At 70.7% G+C, this 14,677-nt stretch carries 15 protein-coding genes; all 15 read left to right on the top strand.

Annotation, left to right across the window (positions count from 1 at the left end; all coding sequences use genetic code 11):
• The 15 genes from ACTOWL_RS20010 to ACTOWL_RS20080 all read left to right on the top strand — a co-directional run bounded on the left by ACTOWL_RS20010 (position 1) and on the right by ACTOWL_RS20080 (position 14,672).
• Positions 1–2,490: a circularly permuted type 2 ATP-grasp protein gene (locus tag ACTOWL_RS20010; RefSeq protein WP_441323032.1), complete on the top strand. Its 2,490-nt coding sequence runs from the start codon at positions 1–3 to the stop codon at positions 2,488–2,490.
• A 163-nt stretch (positions 2,491–2,653) separates the two neighbouring features.
• Positions 2,654–3,535 (top strand): transglutaminase family protein, encoded by an 882-nt coding sequence (locus ACTOWL_RS20015; protein WP_441323033.1) that lies wholly within the window; start codon positions 2,654–2,656, stop codon positions 3,533–3,535.
• 163 nt (positions 3,536–3,698) lie between these two features.
• Complete coding sequence (locus tag ACTOWL_RS20020; RefSeq protein ID WP_441323034.1) at positions 3,699–4,769, top strand: extracellular solute-binding protein; 1,071 nt, start codon at positions 3,699–3,701, stop codon at positions 4,767–4,769.
• A gap of 189 nt (positions 4,770–4,958) precedes the next feature.
• Entirely contained in the window at positions 4,959–6,083 is a 1,125-nt protein-coding gene (locus ACTOWL_RS20025; RefSeq protein WP_441323035.1) for an ABC transporter ATP-binding protein, read from the top strand.
• A gap of 3 nt (positions 6,084–6,086) precedes the next feature.
• Positions 6,087–6,980, top strand: a complete 894-nt coding sequence (locus ACTOWL_RS20030) for an ABC transporter permease (protein WP_441323036.1) — start codon at positions 6,087–6,089, stop codon at positions 6,978–6,980.
• 14 nt (positions 6,981–6,994) lie between these two features.
• Positions 6,995–7,786 carry an ABC transporter permease gene (locus tag ACTOWL_RS20035; protein WP_441323037.1) on the top strand — a complete coding sequence of 264 codons (792 nt, stop codon included), beginning with the start codon at positions 6,995–6,997 and terminating at the stop codon, positions 7,784–7,786.
• Positions 7,783–8,559, top strand: a complete 777-nt coding sequence (locus tag ACTOWL_RS20040; RefSeq protein ID WP_441323038.1) for an aldolase/citrate lyase family protein — start codon at positions 7,783–7,785, stop codon at positions 8,557–8,559. Before ACTOWL_RS20035 ends, ACTOWL_RS20040 begins: the two co-directional genes overlap by 4 nt.
• Positions 8,560–8,586: 27 nt before the next feature.
• Complete coding sequence (locus ACTOWL_RS20045) at positions 8,587–9,411, top strand: carbon-nitrogen hydrolase family protein (protein WP_441323039.1); 825 nt, start codon at positions 8,587–8,589, stop codon at positions 9,409–9,411.
• A gap of 8 nt (positions 9,412–9,419) precedes the next feature.
• Positions 9,420–10,085, top strand: coding sequence for an RraA family protein (locus ACTOWL_RS20050; RefSeq protein ID WP_441323040.1), 666 nt, complete (start codon positions 9,420–9,422; stop codon positions 10,083–10,085).
• A 76-nt stretch (positions 10,086–10,161) separates the two neighbouring features.
• Positions 10,162–11,079, top strand: a complete 918-nt coding sequence (locus ACTOWL_RS20055) for a LysR family transcriptional regulator (RefSeq protein ID WP_441323041.1) — start codon at positions 10,162–10,164, stop codon at positions 11,077–11,079.
• 72 nt (positions 11,080–11,151) lie between these two features.
• Positions 11,152–11,895 carry a FadR/GntR family transcriptional regulator gene (locus ACTOWL_RS20060; protein ID WP_441323042.1) on the top strand — a complete coding sequence of 248 codons (744 nt, stop codon included), beginning with the start codon at positions 11,152–11,154 and terminating at the stop codon, positions 11,893–11,895.
• 35 nt (positions 11,896–11,930) lie between these two features.
• Positions 11,931–12,368: a ribose 5-phosphate isomerase B gene (rpiB, locus tag ACTOWL_RS20065; RefSeq protein ID WP_441323072.1), complete on the top strand. Its 438-nt coding sequence runs from the start codon at positions 11,931–11,933 to the stop codon at positions 12,366–12,368.
• A gap of 3 nt (positions 12,369–12,371) precedes the next feature.
• A complete protein-coding gene (locus ACTOWL_RS20070) occupies positions 12,372–13,292 on the top strand; it encodes an NAD(P)-dependent oxidoreductase (protein WP_441323043.1) in 921 nt (306 codons plus the stop codon).
• 11 nt (positions 13,293–13,303) lie between these two features.
• Positions 13,304–13,987 carry an amino acid ABC transporter permease gene (locus ACTOWL_RS20075; protein ID WP_441323044.1) on the top strand — a complete coding sequence of 228 codons (684 nt, stop codon included), beginning with the start codon at positions 13,304–13,306 and terminating at the stop codon, positions 13,985–13,987.
• A gap of 13 nt (positions 13,988–14,000) precedes the next feature.
• Positions 14,001–14,672 carry an amino acid ABC transporter permease gene (locus tag ACTOWL_RS20080; protein WP_441323045.1) on the top strand — a complete coding sequence of 224 codons (672 nt, stop codon included), beginning with the start codon at positions 14,001–14,003 and terminating at the stop codon, positions 14,670–14,672.
• The last annotated feature ends 5 nt before the right edge of the window (positions 14,673–14,677 follow it).

A 14,677-nucleotide genomic window follows, 5' to 3' on the forward strand; every position in this document is an offset into this window, starting at 1 on the left:
ATGACCGCCCGGACCGCCGCCCGGCGCCTGCAGGACTGGATCGCCGGCTACACCCCCCTGCCCGGCGTGCCGGACGAGCTGATCGGCCCGGACGGGAAGCCGCGCGCCTATTGGCGGGACTTCCTCGACGTCATGGCCAGGCTGGCGCCGGAGGAGGCCGAGCGCCGCTTCGCCGCGGCGGACCGGCACATCCGCGACACCGGCGTGTCCTACCGCGTCCATGGCGAGGCCAGCGAGCGGTCCTGGCCGCTGAGCCGCGTGCCGCTGCTGGTTTCGGCGGCGGAGTGGCGCGAGATCGAGGCGGGCGTGATCCAGCGGGCCGAACTGCTGGAGACGGTGCTGCGCGACCTCTACGGCGACGGCAGGCTGGTGGCGGAGGGGGCGCTGCCCGCCGCGGCGGTGGCCGGCAGCCCCGACTTCCTGCGCCCGCTGCACGGCGTGGCGCCGCCGGGCGGGCGGTTCCTGCATCTCTACGCCGCCGATCTGGGCCGCGGCCCGGACGGGCGCTGGTGGGTGCTGAACGACCGCACCCAGGCGCCGTCCGGCGCCGGCTACGCGCTGGAGAACCGGCTGATCCTGTCGCGCGCGCTGCCGGCGCTGTACCACGAGATGAATGTCGAGCGGCTGGCCCCGTTCTTCGGCGCGCTGCGCGCCGGGCTGGCGGCGGTGGCGGACCGGTCCGATCCGCGGATCTGCCTGCTCAGCTCCGGCCGCTACAGCGAGACCTATTTCGAGCAGGCGCATCTGGCCCGCTATCTTGGCCTGATGCTGGTCGAAGGCGACGACCTGGTGCTGCATGACGGGCGGATCCATGTCCGCACCATCGCCGGGCTGAAGCGCGCCGACGTGCTGTGGCGCCGGGTCGACGCCGATTTCTGCGACCCGCTGGAGCTCAACACATCCTCGCGGCTCGGCGTGCCGGGCCTGCTGGAGGCGATCCGCGGCGGCCAGGTGGTGGTCGCCAACATGCCCGGTGCCGGGCTGGCCGAGGCGCGCATCCTGCTGAGCTTCCTGCCGGCGCTGTGCCGCCGGCTGCGGGGCGAGGACCTGACGCTGCCCAATGTCGCCACCTGGTGGTGCGGCCAGCCGCAGGAGCGGGAGACCGTGCTGGCCGCGCTGCCCGAGCTGGCGGTCGCGGCCGCCTTCGGCGCCACCGTCCCCGGCTTTCCGGGGCAGCCTTCCGTGCTCGGCGCCGAGGCGCCGCAGCGGGCGCGGCTGGAGGCGGCGATCCGGACCCGCCCGGTCGACTATGTCGGGCAGGAGGTGGCGCGGCTGTCGACCACCCCGGCCTGGCAGGACGGCAAGCTGGTGCCGCGGCCCTTCGTGCTGCGCGTCTTCGCCGCCGCGACGCCGGATGGCTGGAAGGTGATGCCGGGCGGCTTCTGCCGCATCTCCGACCGGCTGGACGCGCGCGCCGTGTCGATGGGCCAGGGGGTGCAGACCGCCGATGTCTGGATCCTGGCCGACCGCCCGGTCGAGGCCACGTCGCTGCTGCCGCGGCAGGACCGCGTGCCGATCCGCCGGATCGCCGGCAACCTGCCGAGCCACGCCGCCGACAGCCTGTTCTGGTTCGGCCGCTATCTCGAGCGCGCCGAGGCGACGCTGCGGCTGGTGCGGCGGCTGTGCTCGAGCCTGGTCGAGGCCGATCCCGCCATCCATGGCAGCGGCCAGACGCTGGACCGGCTGCAGAAGCTGCTGGTGGCCTGGGGCGCCGTGCCGCGGCCGAAGCCGGGCGACAGTGCCGGCGCCGTCGCCGCCGCGGCCCTGAACCAGGCGGAGAACTACGGCGCCGCGATCTCGCTGGTGCGCTCGGCGCGCCGCGCCTCCTCCGGCATCCGCGAGCGGCTGTCCGCCGATTCCTGGCCGCTGCTGGCCGAGCTGGAGGCCCGGCTGGGCGAGCCCGGCGAGACCGAGCTGTCGGAGGGCGAGACCTTCCACCGCGCCGACCGGGCCCTGCATGTGATCGCCGCCCTGTCCGGCCTGGCCCAGGAGAACATGAACCAGGTCGCCGGCTGGCGCTTCCTCGACATGGGGCGGCGGATCGAGCGCGGCATCAACACCTGCCGCTTCGCCCGCAACCTGGCCGAGCCCGGCACCACCACCGACGATCTCGACGCGCTGCTCGACCTCGTCGATTCCCAGATCAGCTACCGGTCGCGCTACGTCATCGGGCCGGCCCTGGCGCCGGTGCGCGACATGGTGGTGCTGGATCCTTTCAACCCGCGGGCGGTGGCGTTCCAGGTCGAGCGGCTGCTGCAGCATCTGAAGGCCCTGCCGTCGCTGCGCGAGGACGGCATGCCGGAGGCGCCGCTGCGGCTGGCCACCATCATCTCCGGCACCCTGTCGGCGGCCCAGGCCGAATCCCTCGACAACAGCCAGATCCTGGGGCTCGAGCAGAAGCTGATGCAGCTGTCCGAGGCGATCGCCGACCGCTATTTCCTGCAGGGCCGCAACGCCGTGCGGCCGGAAAAGCTGACGGGGCTGTATTGATGGCGTCGAGCGAAGAGAACGAATTGTGCCGTTCTTGTCGTTTTCTGTCATTGCCGGGCTTGACCCGGCAATCCAGAGGATGTCGACAGTCTCTGGATGCCCGGGTCAAGCCCGGGCATGACAATAAAAAAAGGCAGTTGGTGCTGCCTTGTGGCTCTCCCGCATGATCTACGACATCCGTCACCTCTCGACCTACGCCTATGAGACGCCGGTGAGCTTCGCCCGCTGCGTCCTGCGCCTCTTGCCCAGCGACCGGCCGGAGCAGCGCGTTCTGTCCCGGGCGATCGAGGTGAAGCCGGTGCCGGCGGCCTCCGCGGCACGGCGCAGCTTCTTCGGCAACGACGTCGTCACCGTCACCATCGAGGCGGCGCATCGCGAGCTGCGGGTCGACGCCCGGTCGCGGGTCGAGGTGACGCGGGACACCGGCGATTTGCTGCGCCAGGCCAGCCGGCCCTGGGGGGAGGTGCGGGAGCGCGCCTTCGCCGCCGCGACCCTGGCCCCGTCGTCCCCGGCCCATCACCTGTATCCGAGCCGCCTGGTGCCGATCCTCGGCCCGCTGTCGGCCTATGCCCATGTCAGCTTCCCGCCGGGCCGCCCGATCCTGGAGGCCGCCACCGAGCTGATGCGGCGGATCAAGGCCGACTTCACCTACGACCCCAAGGCGACGGCGGTCTCGACCCCGCTGATCGAGGCCTTCGAGACCCGCCGCGGCGTGTGCCAGGACTTCGCCCACATCATGATCGCCTGCCTGCGCGGCGTCGGCCTGCCGGCCGCCTATGTCAGCGGCTATCTGCGCACCCTGCCGCCGCCCGGCAAGCCGCGGCTGGAGGGGGCGGACGCCACCCACGCCTGGGTGATGGCCTGGTGCGGCGAGGAATTCGGCTGGCTCGGCTTCGACCCGACCAATGCGGTGCTGGTCGAGAACGACCACATCGTCCTGGCGAGCGGCCGCGACTATGCCGACGTGTCGCCGATCGACGGCGTCATCCTCGGCGCCGGAGCGCAGGCCCTGACCGTGAAGGTCGACGTCGTCCCGGTTCCCTGACACGGCGTCCGGTCGACCGGCCGGGAAATCTTATCGGGCGATAAGAAAAACCCGTTAGACGCGACCGGCGCCCTGCCCCAGCGTGTCCCCACCGCCGGCAATCGACCGGCGCCCGCAGACCGCCCCAGACGGCGGCCGCCACGGCACAAACAGGGACACGACCATGACACTCGCCTGCTGCGCGCGATCCCTTTGTCTCGCCTCCATCCTCGCCATCACTGCGACTGCTGCGGCGGCCCCCGCGGCGGACGCCGCCCAGATCACCGTCATGGGCTATCGCGGCGAGTTCCAGGAGAACTACACCAAGGCGGTGATCGAGCCGTTCCAGGCCGCCCATCCGGACATCACCGTGACCTATTACGGCGTCCAGAACGCGGCCACGGCCCTCGGCCTGATGCGGGCGCAGAAGGACGCGCCGCAGGTCGACGCCGTGATCTTCGACCTGTCGGTCGCCAAGATCGCACGGGACGAGGGGCTGATCGCCGAGGCGTCGCGGCTGACCAACCTGGCCCATCTCGGCGATCTCGGCCGCGACCTCGGCGCCTTCGCCCCGCCGATCACCTATGACACGCTGGCGCTGCTGTACAACGCCGAGACCTTCCCGACCGCGCCGACCAGCTGGACCGCGCTGTGGGACAAGGGCCAGGCCGGCAAGATCATCGTCCCGGCCCAGGGCGGCGGCGACATCCAGGCGATCGCGCTGACCCTGATCGCCAACCGCATGGCCGGGGCCGAGGATTATCGCCAGGGCGTCGGCCCCGGCGTCGACAAGCTGGTCGAGATGGCGCCGCTGATCCAGACCTGGGAGCCGAAGCCGGACGCCTACACCCTGGTGGCCAACGGCACCGCCACGCTGGCGATCGGCTGGAACGCGCGCAGCCAGTTCTACGCCGACCAGACCGAGGGCCGGCTGGGGTCAGTGGCGCCGGCGGAGGGCACCATCACCCAGGTCAACGTGATCAGCCTGATCGCCAATTCGCCGAACCGCGAGGCGGCCGAGACCTTCATGGACTACACCCTGGGGGCCGAGGCGCAGCAGCGCTTCTCCGAGGCGATGTTCTACGCCCCCTCGAACCGCGATGCGGCGATCCGGCCCGAGACCGGCAAGCGCATCCCGCTGCTCGACCCGGCGCAGAAGGCCAAGCTGGTGCCGATCGACTGGATGACCATCGGCGACATGCGGGAATCGATCCTGGCTCCCTGGCGGCGCCAGATCATCCCGGCCAGCCGCTAGAGACCGCTTGTAAACGCTACTGGTGCGGCCGTCTGGCGGCGGTTTCTCCGCTTCCGGTGCTCACGGACCCAAACGTCCGCTGCGCGCCGGTTCTCGAAACCACCGCCAGCCGACTCACACCAGCGCATTTCCAAACGGTCTCTACCTCCTTCCCTCCACCAGCACCCGGGATTTCCCATGCAGGCGACGATGACCGCCCCCGTCCTCGACCCCGGCCGCGCCGCGCCCGCGTCGCAGCCCGATCCCGCCGCCGGCTTCCTGCGGCTGGAGGGGGTGACCAAGCGCTATGCCGGGGTCACCGCCGTCTCCGACCTCTGGCTCGAGGTCAGCCGCGGCAAGCTGCTCGGCCTGCTCGGCCCCTCCGGCTGCGGCAAGACCACGGCGCTGCGCATGATCGCCGGGCTGCTGCCGGTGACCGACGGCCGGATCGTGGTGGCCGGCGACGACATCACCCAGCGGCCGCCGCACCGGCGCGACATCGGCCTGGTGTTCCAGAACTACGCCCTGTTCCCGCACATGACCGTGGCCGAGAACGTCGCCTTCGGCCTGGACATGCGGCGCGTCGGCAAGGCCGAGGCGCGCGAGCGGGTCGAGCAGGCGCTGGAGATGGTGCGGCTGCCGGGCTATGGCCCGCGCAAGCCGAAGGAGATGTCGGGCGGCCAGCAGCAGCGCGTCGCCCTGGCCCGGGCGCTGGTGATCCGCCCCCGCATCCTGCTGCTGGATGAGCCGCTGTCCAACCTCGACGCCAAGCTGCGCGACGAGATGCGGATCGAGATCCGCGAGATCCAGCAGCGGCTGTCGATCACCACCGTCTTCGTCACCCATGACCAGGTCGAGGCCCTGACCATGTGCGACGTGGTCGGCGTCATGTCCGGCGGCCGGTTGGCGCAGCTGGGATCGCCGGAGGACATCTACGAGCGGCCGGCGTCGCGCTTCGTGGCCGAGTTCGTCGGCCGCACCAACACCCTGCCCTGCGAGTTGCTGGACCGCCGCCGGCTGCGGCTGGGCGGCGCGGTCTACCGCTGCGCCGCAACCGAGCAGACCCCCGGCGCCGCCTGGGCCACGGTGCGGCCGCACCGGATCAGCCTGACGCCGCATCGCGACCAGGCCCTCTTGAGCACCGCCACCAACGGCGCTCCCGGCCGGGTGCTGCGCGTCACCTATATCGGCGACCTGGTGCAGTACGACATCGACATCGGCGGACCCATCCTGAAGGTCGAGGCGCCGACCGCCGGGCCCGGCGCCGCCCACGGCCCGGGCGATCGCTTGATGTGCGAATGGTCGCCCGACGACATGCTGGTCTTCCCAGGCTGAGCCATGACCGCCATTCCCGCCGACCTCGCCCCCGCCGCGACCCCGCGCTCCCGCCGCGGCCGCTTCGCCCTGATCGCCGCCGCGCTCTTGGCGCCGATGGCGCTGATCAACCTCGTCGCCTTCATCTTCCCGGTGCTGCGGCTGGCCCAGATCTCGTTCCAAGAGAGCCGCAGCAGCGGCGTCCTGACCGATGTCTATTCCTTCCGCAACTACCTCGGCTTCTTCACCGACAGCTTCAACCTGAGCCTGATCGCGAACTCGCTGGCGATGAGCTTCGCCGTGACCCTGGCGACGCTGGCCTGCGCCTATCCGATCGCGATGTTCCTGCACCGGGCGCCGGCGCATTGGCGGAACATCCTGTTCGTGATCACGGTGTCGCCGCTGCTGGTCAGCAGCGTGGTCCGCACCTATGGCTGGATGGTGCTGCTGGGCGACCAGGGGCTGGTGAACGGGGCGCTGCTGTCGCTCGGCTTGGTCCAGTCGCCGCTGCGCCTGGTCAACAACATGACCGGCGTCTTCATCGGCCTGGTCGAGATCCTGATGCCCTATATGGCGCTGTCGCTGATGGCCGGGTTCGGCCGGCTGGAGGCGAGCCATGAGGAGGCGGCGGCCTCGCTCGGCGCCGGGCCCTTCACCCGGTTCCGCCGCATCGTCCTGCCGCTGACCCTGCCCGGGATCGCGCTGGGCTGCCTGCTGTGCTTCGTGCTGTCCATCAGCTCCTTCATCACGCCGAAGCTGCTGGGCGGCGGCCGGGTCTTCCTGCTGGCGACCGAGATCTACGACCAGGCGGTGATCCAGCTGCAATGGCCGATGGCGGCGACGATCTCGGTGGTCGTGCTGATCATCTTCGGCGCCGCCCTCGCCGCCTATGCCCGCATCATCCGGCGCTTCGACTGAAGGAGGGAACCGCCATGGTCGGAACCACGACGCTGCCCTTCAGGCTCCTGGTGCTGCTGCTGTACGCCTTCCTGCTGGCGCCGATCCTGATCGTCGTGCCGCTGTCCTTCAGCAACGACGCCTATCTCACCTTCCCGCCTTCGGCCTGGGGCACGCGCTGGTACGCGGCGCTGGCCCAGAACAAGATGATGATCCAGGCCTTCTGGGTCAGCCTGGGCATCGCGGCGCTGGTCACGGCGCTGTCGCTGGCCGCCGGGATCCCCGCCGCCTACGCCATCCGGCGGTTCCGGTTCCGCGGCAGCGAGACGCTGATGAGCCTGTTCACGGCGCCGCTGCTGCTGCCCTCGATCGTGCTGGGCCTGGCGATCCTGCTGGTGTTCGTCGACCTGCGGCTGCTCAGCACCTATCCCGGGCTGGTGGCGGCGCATCTGATCGTCACCACCCCCTATGTGATCCGGATCATGGCGACGGCGCTGGCCACATTGCCGCCGGCGGTGGAGGACGCGGCCGCCACCCTGGGCGCCCCGCCCCTCACCGTGTTCCGCCGGGTCACGCTGCCGCTGATGATGCCGGGCCTGGTCGCCAGCGCCGCCCTGGCCTTCCTGATCTCCTTCGACGAGGTGGTGATCTCGCTGTTCGTCACCGGCCCCGGCATCACCACCCTGCCGGTGGCGATGTTCAACTATGTCGAGAGCCGGACCGACCCGATGATCGCCGCGGTCTCGGTCGTCCTGGTCGCCGCCACGCTTCTCATCATCACCCTGGTCGAGCGCTCGCTCGGCCTGTCGAAGGCGATGGGCAAATGACCCACGCCGCCGCAGCCATGGAGTTCCCCGAGACAATGGATCGTCTGGCCCTCTGGATGTCGCATCCGCACTTCTCCTACGTGGAGATGGCGCATCTCTGCGGCTTCCGCACCCTCGTCATCGATGTCGAGCACGGCACCTTCGACCTGCCGGACCTCGACCGCTTCCTGGCCTTCACCAAGGCCAAGGGCATCTCGGTCCTGGCCAAGGTGCTGGCGCCGACCACCGAGGCGATCCAGCAGGTGCTCGATTTCGGCGCCGATGGCGTGGTCATCCCCCATCTCCTCGGGGTCGAGCACACCAGGGCGGTGACCGCGGCGGCAAAATTCCCGATGCGCGGCATCCGCAGCTATTCCGGCGGCCGGCCGGCCGGATACGCCCGCCCGAGCAGCGGCTATTTCGACGAGGAGAACCGGCGCACCCGCTGCTACGCCATGATCGAGACCGCCGAGAGCCTGGCCGAGGTCGAGGGCATCCTGGACCTCGACACGGTCGACGGGCTGTTCCCCGGCCCGTCCGACCTGGCGCTGGCGCGCGGCCGCGGCGCCTATGCCTTCGGCGACGCCGACCGCGCCGATTTGGCCCGCTGCGCCCGCGCCGCCCGGGCTGCCGGCAAGCCCTGGATCATGCCGGCCTGGACCGCGGCGGAGCGCGAATTCGCCCTGGCCGAGGGCGCGGCGCAGCTGGTGGTCGCGACCCAGACCATGGTCGTCCGCCAGGGCCTGGCCGGGACCCTGGACGCGCTGAAGCGCGAAGCCGTGCTGGCCGCCTGACCCTTCCCTTCCTTCCGGAGCCGAACCATGAAGATCAGCCTGATCCAGACCAACCCGCAGACCGACCGGGCCGAGAATCTCGGCAACACCATGGTGCTGATGGAAGACGCCATCCGCACCGACAAGCCGGACCTGCTGGTGCTGCCGGAGTATTTCGAGCTGTACGGCGGCAGAACCGCCGACAAGGTCGCGGCGGCCGAGCCGGCGCCGGGCGGCGCCGCCTATGCCATGGCCCAGAGCGTGGCCAAGGCCAACCGCGTCTGGGTCCATGCCGGCAGCCTGATGGAGCGCATCCCGGGCGAGAACCGGATCTACAACACCACGGTCGTGTTCGACCGCGACGGGCGCGAGGCCGCGCGCTACCGCAAGATCCATCTGTTCGACATCGTCGCGCCGGACGGCACCGCCTACCGGGAATCGGCGACGGTGCGGCCGGGCGAGGACGTGGTCCTGTACGAGATGGAGGGGCTGAAGGTCGGCTGCGCCATCTGCTACGACATCCGCTTCGCCGAGCTGTTCTTGGCCCTGGCCAAGCAGGGTGCCGACGTGATCGTGCTGCCCGCCGCCTTCACGCTGCAGACCGGCAAGGACCATTGGGAGGTGCTGGCCCGCGCCCGGGCGATCGAGACCCAGACCTATGTCGCCGCCTGCGGCCAGTGGGGTGCCCATGTGTCGAATGGCGAGAAGCGGCACACCTACGGCCATTCGCTGGTCTGCGACCCCTGGGGCCATGTCGTCGCCCGCGCCTCGGACGGGGTCGGCTTCGTCACCGCCCGGGTGGAGCCGGAGCAGATCCGCCGGGCGCGGACATCGATCCCGATGAACGACCACCGCCGCCTGGCCTGCGCGTGAGGACGCCGATGTACACGATCAACGACATGCCGCCGCCGGTGCCGCAGGCCCATCTCGACCTGCTGTCCGGGGTCGAGACCGCCACGGTCGGGCATTGGCGCCTGTTCGGCTTCATGCATCACGGCATTCACCCGCTGCTGCGCGGCAAGCGGGTGGTCGGCACCGCCGTCACCGTCGCCATCCCAGGGCCGGATTCGACCCTGCTGCACCACGCCACCGGCCTGCTGCGTCCCGGCGACATCCTGGTCGTCGACCGCCTCGGCGACGACCGCCACGCCTGCTGGGGCGGCGGCGTCACCGTGGCGGCCAAGGCGGCGGGGGCGGTCGCCGGCATCGTCGACGGGCCTTGCACCGACCTGGCGGAGATCGAGGAGTCCGACTTCCCGATCTGGGCCCGCGGCATCTCGCCGATCACCACCCGGCTCTACGACCTCGGCGGCGGCCTCAACATCCCGGTCGCCTGCGGCGGCGTGGTGGTGATGCCGGGCGACGCGATCCTGGCCGATGACAGCGGCGTGCTGGTGCTGCCGCGGGCGGAGGTCCAGGTGGTGGCGGCGGAGGCGCTGCGCCGGCAGGAGGTGGGGCGCGAGCGCGAGCTGACGGTCAAGCACGGCGCCAAGCTGGGCGAGGTGTCGGGGGCGAGCCGCAAGGTGCTGGCCCGCGGCGCCGCCTGACACGGGCCTTTACGCGGGGCTCGCCGGCGCCCTCAATCAGGATCTCAGATCCTGATCGGGGCACCGCCGACCCGCCATGAACATCCGCTTCCTCGAAACCGCGATCTGGCTGTCGCGCCTGCGCAGTTTCCGGGCCACGGCCGAGCGCCTGAACATCACCCAGGCCGCGATCTCCAGCCGGGTCGCGGCGATGGAGCAGGAGCTGGGCTTCAAGCTGTTCGAGCGCGACGCCCGCGACGTGCGCCTGACCGCCGAGGGCCAGACCTTCGTCGACGGCGCGCAGGAGATCGTGGCCCGCTATCATGAGCTGGTCCAGAGCCTGGACCCGACCTCGGCGATCAAGGGCGCGGTGCGGATCGGCCTGGTGCCGAGCATGGCCCTGACCCTGCTGCCCGACATCGCCGGCACGCTGCGCCGGCAGTTCCCCAATGTCCGCTTCTCGGTCACCACCGACGCGTCCCACACCATCCTGCAGAAGCTGTCGGACCGGGAGATCGACGTCGCGCTGATCATCCGGCCGGACGGGGCGGACGGCTGCAAGGTCCTCGACCTCTGCACCTTCGGCATGTTCTGGATCTCCGGCCCCGCCCTGCTGCCCCGCCCCGCCGACGGGACGCTGCGGCCGGAGGACATCGCCGCCCATGCGATCATCTCCTACGAGCCTGGGGCCCACAACCACGCCCGGCTGCTCGACTACCTCGCCGGGGTCGGCGACCCGGTGCTGCACTATTCCAACTCGCTGTCGACCACGGTCAGCATGACCATCGCCGGCATCGGCATCGCCGTGCTGCCGCCGGTGGTGATCCAGCGCGAGCTGCGCGAGGGCATCCTGCACGTCCTCAAGGTGCACCCGCCCTTCCCGGCCACCCGCTACGCCGCGGTGCATCTCGACCCGCCGATGTCGCGGCTGCCGTCGCTGGTCGCCGCGATCGCCCGCGACGCCGCCGCCGCCTTCTGCTGCCTGTACGACGCCTCTCTCGCACACCAAGGGTGAGCTTGATCGGACGACAGGGTTGACAGCGGCCCCTCCCGTTCGTTTAAGTGGTCTTACCACGGTAAGAGCACTATGACCGACCTCATCAAGCTCACCCGCGATCCCGACGACGCCCCGGGCGGATACGACAAGGTCTTCGCCTTCCTGCGCGAGCAGCTGCTGTCGGGGGCGCTGAAGACCGGCGACCGGCTGCTGCCGGAGCGCGACCTGTCGGCACTGCTGGGCGTCGGCCGGCCGGTGCTGCGCGAGGCGCTGCGGGCGTTGGCGATGCTGGGCGCGGTCGAGATCCGGCACGGCGTCGGCACCATCGTGCGCCAGCCCGACGCCTCGACCCTGGGCGAGTTCTTCACCTTCGTCCTGGCCCAGCAGTCGGACGTCATCGATGACGTGATGGAAGCGCGGATCGCGATCGAGTGCCAGGCCGTGCGCCTGGCCTGCCGCCGCGCCACCCTGGCGGATTTCGAGCGCATCCGGTCGGCGCTGCAGCGGATCGAGGCCACGATCGACGACCCGGTGGCGGGCGGCGAGGCCGATTTCGACTTCCACAACGGCATCGTCCAGGCTGCCCGGTCGGAGACGCTGCGCAGCGTCTACGCCGCCATCTCCGATCTGGTGCACCGGTCGCATCGCGGGCGGCGCGAGTTGATCCTGAAGGTGCCGGGCATCCGGTCGTTCCTGATCGACCACCACCACCGGATCTTCGAGGCGCTGGTGGCGCGCGACGTGCAGCGCTCGGACGAGCTGCTGCGCCGCCATTTCGAGATCGGCGACGAATACCGCCGCAAGGCCTTCGAGACGCCCAGGCCGCAAGGCTGACGGCCCACCCGACAAGGAGACCCGTGTTGAAGATCGTGATCGGCTGCGACCATGCCGGCTTTCCCCTGAAGCGAGAGATCGCCGACTTCGTTGCGGGCCTCGGCCATGCGGTAGCGGATGTGGGCAGCCACACCCCCGACCCGGTCGACTTCCCGGACATCGCCCGGGCGGTCTGCGCCGCCGTCACCGGCGGGGCCGCCGACCGCGGGCTGATGATCTGCGGCACCGGCGTCGGCGCGGCCATCGCCGCCAACAAGATCCGCGGTATCCGGGCAGCCGTCTGCCACGATTTCCACTCGGCGCATCAGGCGGTCGAGCATGACGACGTCAACGTCATGTGCGTCGGCGCCCAGATCGTCGGACCGTGGCTGGCGCGCGACCTGGTCGCCGCCTATCTCGCCGCCGAGTTCGAGCCCAGCGAGGACTTCAAGCGCCGGGTCGAGAAGCTGGCGCAGCTGGAGCGGGAGGGCTGAGCCATGGCGGAGCCCAAGCATATCGTCGGCTTCATCGGCCTCGGCACCATGGGCCGCGAGATGGCGGCCAACCTGCTGCGCGCCGGCCATGCGGTGCGCGCCTATGATTTGGTGCCGGCGGCGGTCGACGCCCTGGCGGCGCAGGGCGCCATCCCCGCCGCCAGCGTGGCCGGGGCGGCCGAAGGCGCCGACATCGTCGTCACCATGCTGCCCGACACGCCGCAGGTCGAGGAGGTCGTGTACGGCCCCGGTGGCCTGCTGGCGGCGCCACCGCGCGGCCGGCTGGTGGTCGACATGAGCACGATCGCGCCGCAGGCGGTGCGGCGGATGCATGCCGACCTGGCCGCCGCCGGCATCGACCTGCTGGACGCGCCCGTTTCCGGCGGGCCGCAGGGCGCCCGCGCCGCCACACTGACGATCATGGCCGGCGGCGCCCGGCCCGCCTTCGACCGCGCCTTGCCGGTGCTGCGCGGCATGGGCACCACCATCACCCATGTCGGCGACAGCGGCGCCGGCCAGACGGTGAAGCTGTGCAACCAGCTGATCTGCGGCATCAACCTGCAGGCGATCTGCGAGGCGTTGGCGCTAGGCCGGGCCTGCGGCGTCGACCTGGACCAGATGCGCGAGGTGCTGCTCGGCGGCTCCGCCGCCTCCTGGATGCTGGACCGTCTGGGGCCGGCGATGATCTCCGGCGATGCCGGCGCCGGCTTCCGCATCGACCTGATGCTGAAGGATCTGCGGCTGGTGCAGGAGTTGGCCTATGGCAAGGCCGTCCCCCTGCCCGCCACGGCGCTGGTCACCAGCCAGTATCTCGACGCCCGGGCCCATGGCGAGGGCGGCAACGGCAACCAGGCCCTGTTCCGCGTCTATGACCGCATGAGCGGGCAGGCCTCGTCCCCCAGCGGCGGCCCGAACGGCAGCTAGAGGAGGCGGCGATGGGCGTCACCCTCGATTTCTCCGTCGTGCTCGAGCGCTGGCCGATGTTCCTGGACGGTGCCTGGCTGACCATCCGCCTGGCCCTGGCCTCGACGGTGCTGGGCTTCGCGCTCGGCACGCTGTGCGCGATCGGCCGGCGCGGCCGGTCGGCCTGGCTGTCGCGGCTGTGCGGTGTCTATGTCGAGGCGATCCGGAACACGCCCTTCCTGGTGCAGATCTTCGTCGTCTATTTCGGCCTATCCAGCCTGGGCCTGTCGCTGCCGGCCGTCACCGTCGCGGTGATCGCGCTGACCATCAATGTCGGCGCCTACACCGCCGAGATCATGCGCGCCGGCTTCGACTCGATCCAGAAGGGCCAGATCGAGGCCGGGGAATGCCTGGGCCTGTCGCGGGTGCAGATCTACTGGCATGTGGTGCTGCGCCCGGCGATGGAGCGGGTCTATCCCGCTTTGACCAGCCAGTTCGTGCTGCTGATGCTGGCCTCCTCCGTCGTCTCGCAGATCTCGGCCGAGGAGTTGACGGCGGTCGCCAACTTCATCCAGTCCGACACCTATCGCGCCTTCGAGACCTACATCGTCGTCGCGCTGCTCTACATCGCCCTCTCGCTGCTGATGCGGGCCGGCTTCTGGGGGCTCGGCCTGATGCTGTTCCCGCGCCGCCGCCGGCTCGGCACGCCGCTCTGACCGCGAGGACGCCATGCAATCCGGTCTGAACCTGAACCATCTCGACTTCCTGCTGCAGGGCGCGCTGTGGACCCTGGTGCTGTCGCTGATGGCGCTGATCGGCGGCGGCCTTGTCGGCTTCGGCGTTGCCCTCGGCCGCATCGCGCCGAGCCGCCTGCTGCGCGTCGCGGTCGGCTGCTATGTCCAGCTGATCCAGGGCACGCCGCTGCTGGTCCTGCTGTTCCTGACCTATTTCGGCCTGCCGACGCTGGGCATCGACGTGCCGCCGCTGCTGGCCGCCGGCGTGTCGCTGACGATCTATGTCAGCGCCTATCTCGGCGAGATCTGGCGCGGCTGCCTGGAGGCGGTGCCGAAGCCGCAATGGGAGGCGGCTGAGTGCCTGGCGCTGAGCCGCAGCCAGCGCCTGTTCAAGGTGATCCTGCCACAGGCCGTGCGCCTGGCCACGCCGCCAACCGTCGGCTTCATGGTGCAGATCATCAAGAACACATCCCTCGCCTCGGTGGTCGGCTTCGTCGAGCTCGCCCGGGCCGGGCAGATCATCAACAACTCCATCTTCCAGCCCTTCGCGATCTACATGGTGATCGCCGTTCTCTACTTCGCCATGTGCTACCCGGTCTCACTGCTCAGCCGCAGGCTGGAGCGCCGGACGGGCCATGTGCCGCGGCTGAAGCCGGCCCTCGCCTGACCGGG

The sequence above is a fragment of the Inquilinus sp. CA228 genome (assembly GCF_052078665.1).
GTDB lineage: Bacteria > Pseudomonadota > Alphaproteobacteria > DSM-16000 > Inquilinaceae > Inquilinus.

What these genes read in the sequence shown, in the direction of transcription:
- ACTOWL_RS20010 (WP_441323032.1), top strand. Translation starts at nt 1, where the DNA reads ATGACCGCCCGGACCGCCGCCCGGCGCCTGCAGGACTGGATCGCCGGC.
- ACTOWL_RS20015 (WP_441323033.1), top strand. Translation starts at nt 2,654, where the DNA reads ATGATCTACGACATCCGTCACCTCTCGACCTACGCCTATGAGACGCCG.
- ACTOWL_RS20020 (WP_441323034.1), top strand. Translation starts at nt 3,699, where the DNA reads ATGACACTCGCCTGCTGCGCGCGATCCCTTTGTCTCGCCTCCATCCTC.
- ACTOWL_RS20025 (WP_441323035.1), top strand. Translation starts at nt 4,959, where the DNA reads ATGACCGCCCCCGTCCTCGACCCCGGCCGCGCCGCGCCCGCGTCGCAG.
- ACTOWL_RS20030 (WP_441323036.1), top strand. Translation starts at nt 6,087, where the DNA reads ATGACCGCCATTCCCGCCGACCTCGCCCCCGCCGCGACCCCGCGCTCC.
- ACTOWL_RS20035 (WP_441323037.1), top strand. Translation starts at nt 6,995, where the DNA reads ATGGTCGGAACCACGACGCTGCCCTTCAGGCTCCTGGTGCTGCTGCTG.
- ACTOWL_RS20040 (WP_441323038.1), top strand. Translation starts at nt 7,783, where the DNA reads ATGACCCACGCCGCCGCAGCCATGGAGTTCCCCGAGACAATGGATCGT.
- ACTOWL_RS20045 (WP_441323039.1), top strand. Translation starts at nt 8,587, where the DNA reads ATGAAGATCAGCCTGATCCAGACCAACCCGCAGACCGACCGGGCCGAG.
- ACTOWL_RS20050 (WP_441323040.1), top strand. Translation starts at nt 9,420, where the DNA reads ATGTACACGATCAACGACATGCCGCCGCCGGTGCCGCAGGCCCATCTC.
- ACTOWL_RS20055 (WP_441323041.1), top strand. Translation starts at nt 10,162, where the DNA reads ATGAACATCCGCTTCCTCGAAACCGCGATCTGGCTGTCGCGCCTGCGC.
- ACTOWL_RS20060 (WP_441323042.1), top strand. Translation starts at nt 11,152, where the DNA reads ATGACCGACCTCATCAAGCTCACCCGCGATCCCGACGACGCCCCGGGC.
- ACTOWL_RS20070 (WP_441323043.1), top strand. Translation starts at nt 12,372, where the DNA reads ATGGCGGAGCCCAAGCATATCGTCGGCTTCATCGGCCTCGGCACCATG.
- ACTOWL_RS20075 (WP_441323044.1), top strand. Translation starts at nt 13,304, where the DNA reads ATGGGCGTCACCCTCGATTTCTCCGTCGTGCTCGAGCGCTGGCCGATG.
- ACTOWL_RS20080 (WP_441323045.1), top strand. Translation starts at nt 14,001, where the DNA reads ATGCAATCCGGTCTGAACCTGAACCATCTCGACTTCCTGCTGCAGGGC.